Source organism: Niveibacterium sp. 24ML, from assembly GCF_026586805.1.
In the GTDB taxonomy this organism is placed as follows: Bacteria; Pseudomonadota; Gammaproteobacteria; order Burkholderiales; family Rhodocyclaceae; genus Niveibacterium.
The window spans coordinates 75711-92913 of the sequence record NZ_JAPFHA010000018.1 but is presented as its reverse complement, the minus strand read 5'-3'; the positions used below and the strand labels follow the sequence as shown (position 1 = coordinate 92913).

Sequence of the window (17203 nt, the reverse complement as noted above, 5' to 3'; positions counted from 1 at the left end):
TCGAAACGGCCCCATCATGATCAGACGCCTGATCCTGCTCGCGCTTCTTGCCCACCTGACCTGCCTGCCGGCCTTTGCGGCGCTCGATCCCGCGCAGCTTGCGCGCCTCGGCGCCGAAGACTCGGACGAGAAGATCGCCGCCATCGCAGCACTCGCCGGTGCCGACCCCGAAGCGATGCTGCCCATCTTCAAGGCGATGTCGGAAGACGCGCTCTACCTTGCCGGCGACACGCTGATCCGGGTTGAGGGCGACAACTACATCGACGCTGCCAGCGGCAAGACCCTTACTCCGCCGCCGGACAACATCGAATCGATCACGATCAACAACCGCGTGCGCCGCACACTCGACGGCGCCCTCGCCGGCCTGCGCCTGTTCGCGGCCGAGCGCGACGTGCGCCTGGCAGCGGCGAAAGAACTCACCGCTTCCGCCAGCGCTGAAGTGCTGCCCCTGCTCGACAAGGCGCTCGCCAAGGAAGCAGACCCGCAGATCAAGCAACTGCTCGTGCTCGCGCAAGCCAAGGCGAGCCTCGGTTCACCCGACGCGGCCGCGCGCCTTGCCGCGGTGAAATCGCTTGCCGACAGTGCCGACCCCGCGGTGCGCCAACTGCTCGCCGCGATGCTCGACAAAAGCAGCGGCAGCTACAGCGAACCGGACGAAGCCGTGCGCATCGCCGCCGTCGCATCGCTCACCCAGATCGAACGCCGCATCGCGATCGGCGAGAACCTCGGCCGCGTGTTCACCGGCGTCTCGCTCGGCTCGATCCTGCTGCTTGCCGCGCTGGGCCTCGCCATCACCTACGGCGTGATGGGCGTGATCAACATGGCGCACGGCGAACTGCTGATGGTGGGCTCCTACACCACCTGGGTCGTGCAGGGTCTGTTCCGCAGCTACGCCCCGCAGTGGATCGACGCCTATGTGCTGGCGGCGATCCCGCTCGCCTTCATGGTCGCCGCACTGGTGGGCGTCGCGATGGAACGCCTCGTGATCCGCCACCTCTACGGCCGCCCGCTCGAAACCCTGCTCGCCACCTGGGGCCTGTCGCTGGTGCTGATCCAGGCCGCGCGTGTGATCTTCGGGCCGCAGAACCAGGAAGTCGCCAACCCCACCTGGATGAGTGGCGGCATCGAGCTCTACGCCGGCGCCATGCTGCCGCTCAACCGCATCGCGATCATCGGCTTCGCGCTGTTCGTGCTGCTGATCGTGTGGCTGATGATGCAGAAGACGCGGCTCGGCATGTTCGTGCGCGCGGTGACGCAGAACCGCGCAATGGCCGGTTGCGTGGGCGTGCCGACGCGGCGCATCGATACGCTGGCCTTCGCGATCGGCTCCGGCATCGCCGGCCTCGGCGGCGTGGCGCTCTCGCAGATCGCCAACGTCGGGCCCGACATGGGCCAGGGCTACATCGTCGATTCCTTCCTCGTCGTGGTGCTCGGCGGTGTCGGCCAGCTCGCCGGCGCGGTGTGGGCAGCGCTCGGGCTGGGCATCGTCACGAAATTCCTCGAAGGCTGGGCCGGCGCGGTGATCGCGAAGATCCTCGTGCTGCTCTTCATCATCGTCTTCATCCAGAAGCGGCCCCAAGGTTTGTTCGCCCTCAAAGGGCGCTTCGTGGAGAACTGAGCATGCGCACGCCACTGACCATTCGATTCCTCACCGCCATGCCACGCAGCGGCTGGATCGCGCTGGCGATCTTCGCCCTTGTCGCCTGGGTGCTGGTGCCAGTCGCGCACCTGGCCCTGCCCGAAGGCCACCCGCTGCATGTATCGGACTACTTCGTCACGCTCACCGGCAAGGTGCTCTGCTACGCCGTGGTTGCGGTGGCGATGGATCTGATCTGGGGCTACGCGGGCATCCTCTCGCTCGGCCACGGTCTGTTCTTCGCGCTCGGCGGCTACGCCTTCGGCATGTACCTGATGCGGCAGATCGGGCGCGACGGCAGCTACAAGAGCGATCTGCCGGACTTCATGGTCTTCCTCGACTGGAAGGAACTACCCTGGTACTGGGTCGGCAGCGACAGCTTCCTCTGGGCGCTGGTGCTGGTGGTTGTGGTGCCGGCCGCGATTGCCTGGGTGTTCGGCTACTTCGCCTTCCGCTCACGCATCAAGGGCGTGTACTTTTCGATCATCACGCAGGCACTCACCTACGCTGCGATGCTGCTGTTTTTCCGCAACGAAACCGGCTTCGGCGGCAACAACGGCTTCACCGACTTCAAACGCATCCTCGGTTACTCGATCACCGCGCCGGAAACCCGGCTGGTGCTGTTCGGCCTCTCGGCGCTGCTGCTGATGTGCACGCTGCTGCTCGGCCGCTACCTGGTCACCTCGAAGTTCGGCCGCGTGCTCGCGGCGATCCGCGATGCCGAATCGCGCGTGATGTTCATCGGCTACAACCCGCTGCACTACAAGCTTTTCATCTGGACGCTCTCAGCCGTGCTGTGCGCGCTCGCCGGCGCCTTGTACGTGCCGCAGGTGGGCATCATCAACCCCGGCGAGATGAGTCCCGCGAACTCGATCGAGATCGCCATCTGGGCGGCGGTCGGCGGGCGCGGCACGCTGATCGGCCCGGTGCTCGGCGCCTTCACCGTGAGCCTCGCGAAGAGCTGGTTCACCGTGAGCTTCCCCGAGTACTGGCTGTTCTTCCTCGGCCTGCTCTTCATCCTCGTCACGCTGTACCTGCCGGAAGGTCTGGTCGGGCTGTGGCGGCGCATTCGCGGCGCGCGCGACAAGGCGCCGACCGCTGCGAAAAGCGAGCCGGCCCAAACCTCCAAGGACGACTCGCGCCTTCCGCCCGACGCCGCAACCAAAGGAGCCTCAGCATGAAAGTGGGCACCCTCGAACACGCCGATCCGAACCAGCGCGAGCAATGGGAAGACGGCGCGCCCAGCGGCCGCATCATGACGCGCGGCGAGCTCGATCTCTCGCACAAGGTCATCCTCTACCTGGAAGACATCACCGTCAGCTTCGATGGCTTCCGCGCGCTCAACGCGCTGACGCTGACGATCGATGCCGGCGAGCTACGCTGCATCATCGGCCCCAACGGCGCCGGCAAGACGACGATGATGGACGTGATTACCGGCAAGACGCGGCCCGACGCTGGACGCGCCTTCTTCGGCCAGACGATGGACCTGACGCGCATGCGCGAGCCGGAAATCGCCCATGCCGGCATCGGCCGCAAGTTCCAGAAGCCGACCATCTTCGAGCAGCACACGGTGTTCGAGAACCTTGAGCTGGCGATGAAAACCGACAAGCGCGTTTGGCGCAGCCTGCTCGCGCAACTCACCGGCGAGCAGCGCGACCGCGTTGCGGAAACGCTCAAGCGCATCCGCCTCACGAGCGAAGCGGATCGCCCCGCCGGCCTGCTGTCGCACGGCCAAAAACAGTGGCTTGAGATCGGCATGTTGCTGATGCAGGAGCCGCGCCTGCTGCTGCTGGACGAGCCGGTTGCCGGCATGACCGACGAGGAAACCGAACGCACTGCGGAGCTGTTCGTGTCGCTCGCCGGCGAGCATTCGCTGATGGTGGTCGAACACGACATGGCGTTTGTGAAAGCGCTGGGCGGCAAGGTCACCGTGCTGCATGAGGGCAGCGTGCTGGCCGAGGGCGATCTGGAAACGGTGCAGAACGATCCGCGCGTGATCGAGGTCTACCTTGGCCGCTGATCTGCCCGCCCCCTCTGCCACAGCGGCGCCGGGCCTGCTACGCTGTGCACATGGTCACCGCTACCGGCAAGTTCGACTATTTCCTCTGGCGTACGTCCCTCAAATGGAAGGACGCGGTCGCCGCTGCTTCGGCGGTGGTCGACAAATGGAACACGCTGACGCCCTTCGTGCAGAGCATCGATCAGCGCGACGGGGTTTGGATTGCGCGCCACGGCTCCACCGCGGCGCCCTTCTTCCAGTTACGCGAGGATTCGCTGCGCGGCTCGGTGCCGCGTGTCGGCGACCCGCTCGCCGCGCTGCTGATGCTGTGCCTGGTGCGCGCCCACGGCGACAAGTTCCGCCTCACCTTCACCGACGGGCAACCGATCGACGCAGCCAAGTTGGTGCCGGAAGAACTCGCAGCACTCCTGCCGCACGCCAATCACGCGGTCTTCCGCAAGCTGCTGATTGCCGGCAGCGAACCGCCCGCACCGCCTCCGCCGCCACCCGCGGCCTGATCGGTAGTCCCCCTCAATCGAACCATCCGCTGCGCGCGGAGGGTTCTGCACGTTCCCACACTCCATACGGGGCCTGACGATGCTGAACGTCTCGCAACTCAATCAGTACTACGGCGGCAGCCACATCCTGCGCGATCTGTCCTTCGAAGTGCCGACCGGCAAGGTGACCACGCTGCTCGGCCGCAACGGGGTCGGCAAGACCACCCTGCTGAAAACGCTGATGGGGCTGGTGCCGGCCAAGACTGGTTCGGTCACCTTCGGTGGCGCAGACCTCACGCGCAGCGCTTCGCATGCCCGCGTTCGCGCCGGCATCGGCTATGTACCGCAGGGGCGGGAGATCTTCCCCCGCCTGACGGTCGCCGAGAATCTGCAGATGGGCCTGGCGACGAAGTCCGCCAACGCACAGGTGCCCGAGCGCATCTTCGAGATGTTCCCGGTGCTCAAGCAGATGATGAAGCGCCGCGGCGGCGACCTTTCCGGTGGGCAACAACAGCAGCTTGCGATCGGCCGCGCACTTGCCGCTGGCCCGAAGCTGCTGATCCTCGACGAGCCGACCGAGGGCATCCAACCCTCGATCATCAAGGACATCGAACGCGCGATCCGCGCGCTGGCCGAATCCGGCGAAATGGCGATCCTGCTTGTCGAGCAGTACTACGACTTCGCCCGCTCGCTCGCCGACCAGTACATCGTGATGGAGCGTGGCGAGATCGTGATGCGCGGCGAAGGTAAGAACATGGACGCCGACGGCGTGCGCGAGCGGCTGTCAGTCTGAGTCTTACCCGTGCGCGCTCTGCCGCCGCCCGCGATGGGCGGCGGTGCCCGTAAAGGCATCGCCGACAAGACGTAATCTCCTGCCCTCGCCGCGGCTTCTCCGTCGCGCAAGGCCTATCCGCCTTACCCCGTCGTCGTCCTCCAGCTAAAGAAGTCGCCCCCCGATCCGATAAGCCTTTGAGATCACCGCGCTCGTTGATGAAGGTCTGGGGCGGTTCGCTTCGGGCTGGCCGACGCCGCCGCGCGGATTTTTTGCATGCCCCGCTCCGCTGAAGGCGCAGCGGACGCAACCGGAGGCCGCAATCTCGCCACGAGGGGTACGACACACATGCAGACCGTGCTTCTCATTGACGACGAACCGGCCAACCTGGCTGTGCTCGCTGACGTGCTCAGCGCACAGTATCGTGTGCGCGCCGCCACCTCTGGGCGACTGGGCATCGCGGCCGCAACGTCAGCACCGACGCCGGACCTGATCCTGCTCGACGTGATGATGCCGGACCTGGACGGCTACGCAGTCATCAAGGCGCTGCAAGCGGAGGCAACCACCCGCCAGATCCCGGTGATCTTCGTCAGCGCCCTCAGCGACGAGCACCACGAAGAATACGGGCTCAAACTCGGAGCGGTTGATTACATCTACAAACCGATCAGCGCTGCGGTGGTTCAGGCCCGCGTCGCCGGGCAACTCGAACTCAAGTCCGCGCGCGACCGGCTGACAGCGCAAAACGCTGAACTCGAAGCGGAGGTTGCGCGCCGAGTGGACGAAATCGCAGCGATTCAGGAGGTCGGCATCCAGGCTCTCGCTGAACTGGCAGAAACCCGCGACCCGGAAACCGGCAACCACATTCGACGCACCAAGGCCTACGTGCTGGCGCTGGCGGGTGAGCTGCGCGCGCACCCGCGTTTTTCCCATGCGCTCGCCGGCAATCGGATGGCCCTGCTGGGGGCATCAGCGCCACTGCACGACATCGGCAAGGTCGGCATTCCAGATCTGATCCTGCTCAAACCGGGCCCCCTGACCAAGCAAGAGCGCGCACTGATGCAGACCCATGCGGCGCTTGGCGCCGATGCCATTGAGCGCGCCTTGCACCACGGTCATCGCTCGGTCGATTTCCTCAACATTGCCAAGGAAATCGCGCGCTGGCATCACGAGAAGTGGGACGGCTCCGGCTATCCAGACGGACTCGCGGGCGAGCAAATCCCGGTCAGTGCCCGGCTGATGGCTTTGGCCGACGTGTTTGATGCGCTGGTCTCGCCCCGCATCTACAAACGCGCCCATCCCTTCGAGCAAGCCTGCCGCGCCATCGAAGCCGAACGCGGCACACATTTCGACCCGGATGTGGTCGACGCATTCGTGGCATTGCGCGCCCAGTTCAAGGCAATCGCGGCGCTCTACGCGGAAGCGCCGCAGGCGCCGGCGTAAGGAGAAAGGCGATGTCCAAGGGTCGGCCTGCGCCAGAACATGCTCAATTGCTGCTGCACGACGATGGCTCGCTTGCCAGCTGGAATGCCACCGCGATTGCGCTGTTCGGCTTTGATAACGCTGAATTGCGTGGCAGGCCGCTGACGGCCTTTGTCTCGGCCGCGGCGGGCGGTGTTTTGCCGACACTGCCAGCGCCCGACGACGGGGTGTTGCGAGTGGTCGTGCACCACAAGGATGGTAGGCGCATTGCCGGCGAGCTGCTCGCCGAGTCGATGCAGACAGCAGCCGGCGCCCGGCAAACCCTCGTCCGCATAGGGGTGAATTCGATTACTGATGGCGCTGCCGCGCGAAGCCGGCGTCGTGCAGATCGCTCGCTGCGCCTGTTGCGTGAGGTGAACCACGCGATCGTCACTGCGGACGACGAATCACGGCTGCTGACAACAAGCTGCGACCTGGCGGCAAGCATCGGCGGTTACCTGATGGCCTGCATCGGCGTGCCGCTGCCCGACGAACATCGTTCGGTCGCGATCGTTGCCGCCGCGGGCTTGAACACCAGCTATCTGGAGACAGCCGACATCCACTGGTCGGATGATGCCCGCGGCAACGGGCCGACCGGTACGGCAATCCGGGAGCGCCGGGTGGTGGTCAACAACGACACACGCTCAGAGTCGGGCATGAATCCGTGGCGGGACGATGCGATCGCCCGGGGATTCCTGTCGTCGGCCGCCGTTCCGTTGGTGGCGCATGGCGAGCTGTTCGGTGCCTTGGCCCTTTATGCCGAGGACGCGGGGGCGTTCGACGAGGATGAACTGGCGCTGCTGGAGCAGATCGGCGCCGACATCGCCTGGGGCATTGCCGCACTGCGCGAACGCGGCCGTGCAGAGAGAACGCTCAAAGAGTCCGCTCGACTTGAACGCCTGCTAAGCGAATCGCAGCGCATTGCGCATATCGCCAGTTGGGAATTTGATCCCGCGTCGCGCCGTTTGTTCTGGACCGACCAGATGTACGACTTGCTGGGGGGCGATCCGTCCGAGCGGATCGAGACCGCAGCCCAGTTTGCCGGACTGTTCGTTCCGGAAGATCAGCAGAACTTTACCGTCTGGCTTGACCAGCTAGCGGCCGGACTCCCGCTCGGCGAGATCGAACTGCGAACGGCCAGAACCGGCGCGCAAGCGCGCTTCGTGCTGATGCGCGGCGAACTTGAAGTCGGCAAAGGATCCCGTGAGCGCAAGGTGATCGGTACGGCCATCGATGTCAGTCAGATCAAGACCATCGAACAAAAAGTGAAGGCGGCGCTGACCGAATCAAGACGCTTCAGGGATGTGCTCGATCAGGTGCCTGCCTACATTTACCTGAAAGACGCGCAGTCGCGCTATCAGTATGCCAACAAGGCAATCCTCGATCTCGTGGGATGCTCTGCCAGCGCAATTGTCGGCAAGGACGCGCGGGATTTCTTCCCGCCCGAAACCGTCGCGCAGCTCAGCGCCGCCGACCGGCGAGCGCTCGGCGGAGAGCAGACCGTGGATGAAATCTGCGTCGTTAATCCGCAAAGCGGGGCAACGAGCTTCTACCTTGACGTCAAGACACCGATTACCGATCCGGATGCGCCCGGCACCGTCTGGGGCCTGTGCGGTATATCGACCGACATCACCGAGCGGAAGATCGCACAGAGCCACCTGGAATCCTCCGCGCGCCGGGCCCATGCCCTGCTTGAACTGCCACGCCAAGCCGAGACGCTGGACGAGAAGACCTTCATGCAGTTGGCGGTTGAACACGCCGAGACGCTGACAGGCAGCGTTGTTTCCTTCATCCATTTCGTCAATGACGACGATGAGTCGCTCGAACTGATCACCTGGTCCAAGAACACGCTCGAAAACTATTGCCACGCCGCATTTGAAAACCACTATCCGGTCAGCCAGGCGGGCATCTGGGCCGACGCCATCCGGGAGATGAGGCCGGTCATCTTCAACGACTACCCCGCTTGCCCACACCGCCGGGGTCTGCCGGAGGGGCACTCACCCCTGAGCCGATTCATCTCGATACCGGTGATTGAGAACGGTCGCGTCGTGATGATCACCGGGGTGGGGAACAAGCCCAGCGCTTACGACGATCAGGACGTTGAAACCGTCCAGCTGGTCTCCAATGAAATCTGGCGCATCGTGCAACACCGCCGCTCGGTGGAGCGCCTGCGGCAGAGCGAACTGCGGCTCAGTGAAGCGCAGGCCATGGCCCGCCTTGGCCACTGGCAGATCGACCGCAGCGGCGCAGGCGCCAACTGGTCTTCGTCGATCTACCAGATTCTCGGCGTTCCTGAAACGGACAATACCCCGCGCTTTGACCGCTACGCGACACGCTTCACCCACGAGAGCTGGAGCACGCTCGCCCGCCACCTTCAACGCTGCATCACCGACGGCACCGCATTCGAATGCGATGTCGAGCTATCGAGCGGCGGTATCGACAAGTGGGTCACGGTGCGCGGCCTCGCCGTGCGGGACGCAACAAGCCAGCTTGCCGGGGCACGCGGCACCATCCAGGATATTTCCTCGCGCAAACGGGCCGAGCTGGCGGTTGCGCGCAGCGAAGAGCTGATGCATGTGCTGATGGACCAGGCGCCGATGGCAATGGCCATGCTCGATCGCTCAATGCGCTACGTCGCCTTCACGCAGCAATGGCGAATCGACTTTGGCATCACCGAGGCCAACCTCGTCGGCCGATCGCACTACGAGTTCTTCCACGACATTCCTGACGAGTGGCGCGACGAACACCTGCGCGCCCTCGACGGCGAACACATCCTCAAGGAGGAGGACTACTTCCGCCATGCCGACGGCCGCGAGCAGTGGCTTCGCCGACAAGTGCGGCCGTGGTATCACGCGGATGCCACTGTCGGTGGCATCGTCCTGTCCAGCGAAGACCTCACCGAACGCGTCAAGTCACAACAGCTGATCCGCAAGCTCTCGCTCGCGATTGAGCAAAGTCCGGCAAGCGTCGTGATTACGGATACCGATGGCCATATCGAGTACGTGAACCCCGCGTTTCTGGCGGCCACTGGCTATCTGCGTGAAGACGTGCTGGGCAAGAACCCGCGGATCCTGCAGTCAGGAAAGACCCCGCAAAGCACTTACACCCAACTGTGGGACGCGCTTCAGGCGGGTCAGGCGTGGCAGGGCGAATTCGTCAATCGGGACAGGGACGGTGAGGACTACGTCGAGTTTGCGCATATCGCCCCGCTGCGCCAGGCCGACGGGCGAATCACCCACTATGTCGCGGTCAAGGAAAACATCACCGAAAAGAAACAGATGGGCTATGAGCTGGATCTCTACCGCCTGAACCTGGAGCATATGGTCGAGACCCGCACCCAGCAGCTTGCGGAAGAGAAAGCACGCGCGGAAGAGGCGGGCAAAGCAAAGAGCCGCTTCCTGGCGAACATGAGCCACGAGCTTCGGACACCGCTGAACGCAGTACTCGGCTTTGCCCAGATCGCCTATCGCGAAGTGCAACAAGACAAGGCCCGGCTGACCCTGCGCCGGATCATCGACGCGGGGCAACTGCTCAGCGGCATCATCAACGACATCCTCGACTTCTCGAAAATCGAAGCGGGCAAGCTTGAGCTGCTGATCGATGTTGTCGACCTGCGCTCACTGATCGAACAGTGTCGCAGCCTCGTCACGGTAAAGACCAAACAGAAAGGGCTCGTCTTCACCATCAGCGCCGACGAAGGCTTGCCCGCAAGCTTTCACGGCGATGCTCTGCGCTTGACCCAGGTGCTCGGCAACCTGCTCTCGAACGCAGTGAAGTTCACCGAAAAGGGAATGGTGGAGCTCGCGATCAAACGCGACGGCGACACGCTCCACTTTGCGGTTCGCGACACCGGAATCGGGATCGATGCGGACCAGCTTGCGCGGCTCTACCAGCCCTTCGAGCAACTCGATGCCAGCGCTACACGCAAGTTTGGCGGCACCGGCCTGGGGCTCTCGATCAGTCGGCGACTCGTCTTGCTGATGGGCGGCACGCTTCAGGCAAGCTCCACGCGCGGCGTCGGCTCCTGTTTTGAAATCGCGATCCCGTTACGTCATCCTGAGGGCCACTTCCAGGCGGCAGCGAACCCCCTGGCAGCCGTGGGCGAAGCCACAGTCCAGGGGCAGCGCCTCACGGGCCTCGCGATCCTGGCGGCCGAAGACAACGACGTCAATCGCCTGGTGCTCGACGAGTTGCTCAGTACCGAAGGCTGCAGCTTGCACATCGTTGAAGACGGCGCCCTGGCCGTCGACGCGATCAGGGCCAAGGGCGCCCAGGCCTACGATCTGGTTCTGATGGACTTGCAGATGCCGGTGATGGATGGTTACGAGGCTACCCGCCAGATCCACGCACTTGCGCCGGATCTGCCGATCATCGGTCTCACCGCTCACGCGCTTGAAGAGGAACGCCGGCGGTGCCTTGAGGCGGGCATGGTGTCGCATGTCGCCAAGCCTTTTGATATCGAAACGCTGATTGCCTGCATCCTCAAGCACTGCCTGGCCGCTGAGCCGCGCCCGCATTCCCCGCCAATGGCTGCCACGCCCGCAGCGCAGCCTGCCGCCACGCCGAAAGCCGGCACCGAGAGCGCATCATCCGATCACTTCCGCCAGAAACTGACGGCACTCACCGTAGCGCGGCTAGACCGGAGCCTGCAGGACATCCGCGCAGCGGCAGCCCGCGCTGACGGACCCATGCTGGCGACCATCGCGCACAGCATCAAGGGCATGGCGGGCGACTTGATACCGGCAGACCTGCGCTTGCAGGCATCCCGGGTGGAATCCGCCGGACGCGCCGGCGAGGCCAACTCGGTCGCCGAGGCACTCGCGTTCTCCGTGCGGATCGAAGAGGTATTGATGGCACTGCGCGCCGTCCGCGAAGCAACACCTCAGCCGGCCGCCACAGCCCAAGCCCTTGTCCTTGATTGGAGCGCGGCGGGGCGCTTGCTTGATGAGCTGGAAACCCTGATCAGCGAATCGGACACGCGCGCCGCCGTGCTGCTCGACGACAACCACCGATTACTGCAACACGCATGCGGCAAAGCGGCCGACACCTTGCGCGAGGCGCTCGATCTGTTCGACTTCGGCGCCGCGCAACACGCGCTCGAAACCATGCGCAGGCACTGCAAAGACCATCTGAAGGGGCAGTCATGACTTCGCCGGCAATGCAATCCAAAGACTCACCCGGCTCGAGCACCATCCTGATCATTGATGATCAGCCCGAGAATCTGATGGTGCTGTCGAAGATTCTTCAGCCACGTTACCGCGTCCTTGCGGCGCGGTCAGGTGCCGACGCGTTCGCCATCGCAAAGCGGCATGCCAAAATCGATCTGGTGCTGCTCGACATCATGATGCCGGAGATGGACGGCTACGAGGTCTTGCGCCGCCTGCATGAATACCCGTCGGTGGCGGGCGCTCCGGTGATCTTTGTCAGCGCGCTGTCCGATGAGCCCTACGAAGAAAAAGGTCTCAAACTCGGCGCGGTGGACTACATCACCAAACCGATCATGCCTTCGATCGTCCTCGCCCGGGTCGGCATACAACTCGAACTCAAGGCGGCGCGCGATGCGCTGGCGAGCCAGAACGAACTTCTGGAAGCAAAGATCCAGGAACGCACTCACGCCTTGCGCGTTGCACTCGAAACCACAAAGAACCATCACGCCGCACTCAAGAAGACCTATTTCGGCACGCTGCTGGCAATCAGCGCAATCACCGAGATCCGCGGCGGTGACATCGGCGAACACGGTCGTCGGGTTGCCGACCTGACGCGCGGGCTCTCCAAGCATTTCGATCTGGACGAAAGCGAGGCTCAGGCGGTCTTTGTCGCCAGCCTGGTGCACGACGTCGGGCTGATCGGCGCCTCGGACGATCTGCTTGCTTCACCGATCAGCATGATGAACACGCAACAGCGCACCGAATACCACACCCACCCGAGCGTGGGCGCCACCGCACTCAGAAAGGTCGAGCAACTGCGCGAGGTTGCTGAAATCATCGAGTGCCATCACGAACACTTTGATGGCCGTGGATTCCCGGCCGGGCTGGTCGGGCTATCGATTCCGATTGGCGCTCGCATCATTGCCGTCGCCAGCGACTACGACGATCTGCGCAGCGGCAAGATGACGGGCAAACCCTGCTCGGTCAAGCAGAGCTTCGAGTTCATCTCCGACGCCCGCGGCACGCGTTACGACCCCCGTGTCGTGGATGCACTCGAAGTGCATTTGGGCGACGAACTTCGCAGTTCGATCATCGAGCTGCGACTTTCGCCGTCGCAACTGCAAGAAGGCATGCTGGTGACACGCGACCTTCTCCATTCGGATGGCTTGTTGCTGCTGTCTCGCGGCTCGATCATGACCCGGCCGGTCATCAAGCAGTTGAGCGCGCTTGAGAAGGAAACCGGCGGAAAAATGTGCATCTTCGTCGCCAAAAAGCCGACCCAGGACGCGCGCTGATCGCGCCACGGCTACGCCAAACGTTCGGCAAGGCCCGCGTCAAGAGCCACTGAAAGCCGAACCAGCGCACCGAAGCGCAACCCGAGCGCGCCATCCACACACCAACCCCTCCCTGCTGCGCGGCGATGCAGGGCAAGACCTGAATCCGAACGCAAAGGTCGCAGGCAATCGGATGTCAGCGTGGTTAATCCACCCATAAGCAATCAACAGCCCGACTTGATTGTTTCTGCTATCAAGCGATTCCATTGTTCGATCTAAATGCTTTTGTGTGATGCATCAAAGACTTGCGTAGAGTTCGCTCCATACCTCACGAAAAGGAGATCGCAACATGATGATGCTTGCACTGACCGTACCGCTCGTGATTCTTGCCGCATGGCCCAAGCACGACGATATCGCCGAGTTTCTTGAGAAGCTCGATCAGGAAGAGCGCGCGGAGTAAGCGCAGACGGCAAGTACAACGCCGCTTTGCCAAGCCGATTCGGCACCGAATAAACAAGAAAGCCCACCTCTCGGTGGGCTTTCTTTTTGGTTCCTTGTTGAAGCAACCGCTTCCTGGAACCTGAGGTTTGCGTGCCAGGCACGCGGGCGACACGCAGTCGCCGGGGGCTGCGCCCCCAATGGCCCGCTCAGGGCCCTGTACTGAAGTGCTACGCCTTGACGTTGATCACTTGTCCGATAGTCTGTCCGTTGAGATTCGTCGTTTGGGTTGGCTGCCTCACCTGTTCGGTCTGTTCAGACCGATCACGTTCGGACTGCTGAGCCTGACGCGTAGTGGCGGCTTCCCTGGCTTGAGCAGCCTGCTGCGCATCGGGTGTCTGGACGACGCTCCCCGAAAGGGGACTTACCTCCATTGGCCCTCCTTCGCTGAACCGACCGATACGAACTTACCGGCCTGTTTGTAATATAGGCAGAACAAATCCGTTGCACAGGGGTACGACGTGCCGCGTAGTTATAAAAAGTGTGTCATCTCGTGAGACCGCATCCGTGACCCAGAGCCAAAACCCTTCAAACGCGCCTGAGGCCTCGCCGCTCGGCAAAGCCGTGAGCTATTGCGACCAATACGCGCCGCAGCTTCTGTTCCCGATTCCGCGCAGCGGAAAACGGGCCGAAATCGGGCTTGGTGAAGACCTGCCCTTCACCGGCCACGACCTCTGGAACGCCTACGAACTATCGTGGTTGAACGCGCGCGGCAAGCCGATGGTCGCGCTCGGCACCCTGCAAGTCCCGGCGCAATCCCCCTGCCTGATCGAGTCCAAGTCGCTCAAGCTCTACTTCAACAGCTTCAATCAGACCCGATTCGAGTCGGTCGATGCGGTGCGCAGCACGATCATGCGCGACCTGTCTGCCGCGGCCGGCGCGCCGGTGCTCGTGCAGATCGAGACGCTCGATTGCCGCCCGCAGCGCGAGCTGGCCTACCCCGAAGGCGTGCTGCTCGATACGCTCGACATCGCAATCGACACCTACGAACCGCGGCCCGAACTGCTTCGCGCAAGCGGCGCCCAGGTGGACGAGACGCTGTATTCGCATCTGCTCAAGTCGAACTGCCTGGTGACCGGCCAGCCCGACTGGGGCATGCTGGTCGTCCGCTATCGCGGTGCAAGCATCGATCGCGAAGGTCTATTGCGATACATCTGTTCCTTTCGCACCCACAACGAATTCCACGAACAATGCGTCGAGCGGATCTTCGTGGACATCACCCGCCAATGCAGCCCGGATCGCCTTGAAGTCTGGGCGCGCTACACCCGGCGCGGTGGGCTCGACATCAATCCATGGCGATCCAGCATCGCGCTTCCCGGCCCCGGAAACCAGGGCGAAGTCCGGCAGTAAACATGTCGCACCAAGTCGGTGCCACGCGCTTGACGCCTTCATTGCCGCGCACCCGGACGGTGCGGTTGCACGCTGATGGATGGCGCGCTCCCCCGGGCTCTGCCTCGCACTCAGACGTCACCCTTCGATGGCCCGAGTCTTGCTCAAGTAAAGGGATGCGGGCGAACACCCAATCCTTGCAGAGAGCAGAGAAAACTGACTGCGTGCCGGCTGCCGGCTTGTGCGGCGCCGGCCACGCGGCAAACCCGCAGGCCTGGCAAGCGCGCCTCGCCCTGGAGTTTGAGCGGAGGGAAGCCCGCACGGTGCTCAGCCGGCGGGAGCACTTCGGCCCGCTGCGGGTCCAGAAGGCCCTGTACCCCGAAGGCGACGCGCTCAGTCACGCGATTCTTCTACATCCGCCCGCCGGCATCGCCGGCGGCGACACACTGGATATCGACGTCACGGTCGGCCCCGGCGCCCAAGCGCTGCTGACCACACCAGGCGCCGGGAAGTGGTATCGCGCGGACGGCCGTCGCGCCCGGCAAGACATACGCCTCAAGCTCGCCACCGGCGGCAGCCTGGAATGGCTACCGCAAGAGAGCATGGTGTTCGACCATGCCGACGGCCTTGCCACGCTCGACGTCCAGCTCAGCGGCGATGCCCGCTTTGTCGGTTTCGACCTCTGGTGTCTCGGGCGCCGCGCCCGCGGCGAGCGCTTTGAGCATGGGCGCATGCAAACGCAGGTACGCATCAGCCGCGACGCCCGGCCGGTGTTCGTCGAACGTGCCGTCCTGCAGGGGGGCGAAGCTCGGCTTGCCTCACCCACTGCGCTCGGTGGCGCCACCGTATTCGGCAGCCTGCTGATTGCGGCGCCTGTTATCGACGCCACGCTGCTCGACATCTGCCGGACGGAGAACCCGGCCGAGGGGCGGGGTGCCGTGACACGGCTTCCCGGCCTGCTGGTCGCGCGCTATCGTGGCGACGACGCCGAAGCCGCACGCCACTGGTTCGCCCGCCTCTGGGCGCTTTCCCGGCCGACACTGCTTGGCCGCCCGGCCTGCCCACCCCGCATCTGGAACACCTGATTTCCGCGAGAACCCCATGGAACTGACGCCCCGCGAAAAAGACAAGCTGCTGATCTTCACCGCCGCACTGCTGGCCGAACGACGCCGTGCGCGCGGGCTCAAGCTCAACTACCCGGAAGCGGTCGCCTTCATCTCCGCCGCCATCATGGAAGGCGCGCGTGACGGCCGCACCGTCGCCGAGCTGATGAGCTTCGGCACCACGCTGCTCACCCGCGACGATGTGATGGACGGCATCCCCGAGCTGATCCCCGAGATCCAGGTCGAAGCCACCTTCCCCGACGGCACCAAGCTGGTCACGGTGCACCACCCGATCATCTGACTCTCACGCACTCAAAAACGCCATGGAAGACAAGATCGAACACGCCCGTCTGCTCGCCCGCTTCAAACTCCAGGTTCGCCGCCAGCTCGACCAGAGCATCGACCTCGACCGACTGGTGCAGGACGCTGAATACGCCCGCACCCGTCTTGCCGAAATCGAAGACCTGGCCGAGGACGAGGAGCTGCTGGTGATGCTGCTGACCCTGCGCGACGTTCTAGTGCCGCGCAAAGCGGCCCCCATCGCCGTGGCCGAAGCATCGCCGCCGCCGAAGACCGCCGAATCGCGCAACTACAAGTTTGGGGCACGAGGCTGGTAAGACCATGCAGATCGAACGGCTGACGCCGGCCCGCTTCGCGGCCCACCGCGATGCCCTCGCAAACCTGCTGATCGACGCTGTCGAGGGGGGCGCATCGGTCGGCTTCGTGCTGCCGATCAACCGCGAAACCGCTTTGGCTTGGGTGGACGGGCTCGCCGCGTCCGTTGCCGACGGCTCTCGCATCATCTGGCTCGCGTTCAAGGCAGGGCAAGCGATTGGCACGGTACAGCTCGAACTCGCCACGAAGCAGAACGGTCGCAACCGCGCTGAAGTGCAAAAGCTGTTGGTGCTGCGCAGCGCGCGCCGGCTGGGTGTGGCCCGCGCATTGATGGCCGCACTGGAGGAGAGCGCGCCGCCCTTGCAACGCGGCCTGCTCTACCTCGACACCGAAGCCGGATCGCCGGCAGAGGATTTTTACCGCAGCCTTGGCTGGCAGTACGCCGGCGGCCTGCCCGATTACGCCTGCTCGCCCGATGGCGTGTGGGCCGCCAACGCGATCTACTACAAGACCCTGTTCCGGAGGAACCCCGCATGATTCCCGGAGAACTCGACACGCCCGAAGGCGACATCGAACTCAACGTCGGCCGGCCGACGATCACGCTGGTCGTCGCCAACACCGGCGACCGCCCAATCCAGGTCGGCTCGCACTACCACTTTGCCGAAACCAACGCCGCGCTGGACTTCGACCGCGCCGCCGCGCACGGCTTCCGCCTCGACATCGCTGCGGGTACCGCAGTGCGTTTCGAGCCGGGCCAGACCCGCACGGTCACGTTGGTCGCGCTGGCGGGCGAACGCAAGGTGTTCGGCTTCCGCGGCCTGGTGATGGGCGCTCTTGAAGGGGAGTCGGGAGTCGTGAGTGGGGAGTAAACCCAC

At 64.1% G+C, this 17203-nt stretch carries 14 protein-coding genes; all 14 read left to right on the top strand.

The window, feature by feature from the left end; all coding sequences use genetic code 11:
• Window positions 1-16 precede the first annotated feature (16 nt).
• The 14 genes from urtB (at window position 17) to OPU71_RS15215 (ending at window position 17197) form a co-directional block, all read left to right on the top strand.
• Complete coding sequence (urtB, locus tag OPU71_RS15280) at window positions 17-1618, top strand: urea ABC transporter permease subunit UrtB (protein WP_267728875.1); 1602 nt, start codon at window positions 17-19, stop codon at window positions 1616-1618.
• Window positions 1619-1620: 2 nt separating this feature from the next.
• Window positions 1621-2817: an urea ABC transporter permease subunit UrtC gene (gene urtC, locus OPU71_RS15275; RefSeq protein WP_267728874.1), complete on the top strand. Its 1197-nt coding sequence runs from the start codon at window positions 1621-1623 to the stop codon at window positions 2815-2817.
• Window positions 2818-2891: 74 nt separating this feature from the next.
• Window positions 2892-3656, top strand: a complete 765-nt coding sequence (gene urtD / locus OPU71_RS15270; protein ID WP_324256071.1) for an urea ABC transporter ATP-binding protein UrtD — start codon at window positions 2892-2894, stop codon at window positions 3654-3656.
• Between the two features lie 50 nt (window positions 3657-3706).
• On the top strand, window positions 3707-4153 hold the full coding sequence (locus OPU71_RS15265) for a hypothetical protein (RefSeq protein WP_267728872.1): 447 nt from the start codon (window positions 3707-3709) through the stop codon (window positions 4151-4153).
• A 79-nt stretch (window positions 4154-4232) separates the two neighbouring features.
• Window positions 4233-4925, top strand: a complete 693-nt coding sequence (gene urtE / locus OPU71_RS15260) for an urea ABC transporter ATP-binding subunit UrtE (protein ID WP_267728871.1) — start codon at window positions 4233-4235, stop codon at window positions 4923-4925.
• 327 nt (window positions 4926-5252) lie between these two features.
• Window positions 5253-6344 (top strand): HD-GYP domain-containing protein, encoded by a 1092-nt coding sequence (locus tag OPU71_RS15255; protein WP_267728870.1) that lies wholly within the window; start codon window positions 5253-5255, stop codon window positions 6342-6344.
• Between the two features lie 11 nt (window positions 6345-6355).
• Entirely contained in the window at window positions 6356-11509 is a 5154-nt protein-coding gene (locus OPU71_RS15250) for a PAS domain S-box protein (protein WP_267728869.1), read from the top strand.
• The gene (locus OPU71_RS15245) at window positions 11506-12804 is read left to right on the top strand and encodes a response regulator (protein WP_267728868.1); all 1299 of its coding nucleotides are present in this window, start codon (window positions 11506-11508) and stop codon (window positions 12802-12804) included. The genes OPU71_RS15250 and OPU71_RS15245 overlap by 4 nt, the downstream gene beginning before the upstream one ends.
• 984 nt (window positions 12805-13788) lie before the next feature.
• Window positions 13789-14631 carry an NADPH-dependent 7-cyano-7-deazaguanine reductase QueF gene (queF, locus tag OPU71_RS15240; RefSeq protein ID WP_267728867.1) on the top strand — a complete coding sequence of 281 codons (843 nt, stop codon included), beginning with the start codon at window positions 13789-13791 and terminating at the stop codon, window positions 14629-14631.
• A gap of 203 nt (window positions 14632-14834) precedes the next feature.
• Window positions 14835-15695 (top strand): urease accessory protein UreD, encoded by an 861-nt coding sequence (locus OPU71_RS15235; protein WP_267728866.1) that lies wholly within the window; start codon window positions 14835-14837, stop codon window positions 15693-15695.
• A gap of 16 nt (window positions 15696-15711) precedes the next feature.
• Complete coding sequence (locus tag OPU71_RS15230; RefSeq protein WP_267728865.1) at window positions 15712-16014, top strand: urease subunit gamma; 303 nt, start codon at window positions 15712-15714, stop codon at window positions 16012-16014.
• A 22-nt stretch (window positions 16015-16036) separates the two neighbouring features.
• Window positions 16037-16330 carry a hypothetical protein gene (locus tag OPU71_RS15225; RefSeq protein WP_267728864.1) on the top strand — a complete coding sequence of 98 codons (294 nt, stop codon included), beginning with the start codon at window positions 16037-16039 and terminating at the stop codon, window positions 16328-16330.
• 4 nt (window positions 16331-16334) lie between these two features.
• A complete protein-coding gene (locus OPU71_RS15220) occupies window positions 16335-16865 on the top strand; it encodes a GNAT family N-acetyltransferase (protein WP_267728863.1) in 531 nt (176 codons plus the stop codon).
• Window positions 16862-17197 (top strand): urease subunit beta, encoded by a 336-nt coding sequence (locus OPU71_RS15215; RefSeq protein ID WP_267728862.1) that lies wholly within the window; start codon window positions 16862-16864, stop codon window positions 17195-17197. Before OPU71_RS15220 ends, OPU71_RS15215 begins: the two co-directional genes overlap by 4 nt.
• Window positions 17198-17203: the final 6 nt, after the last annotated feature.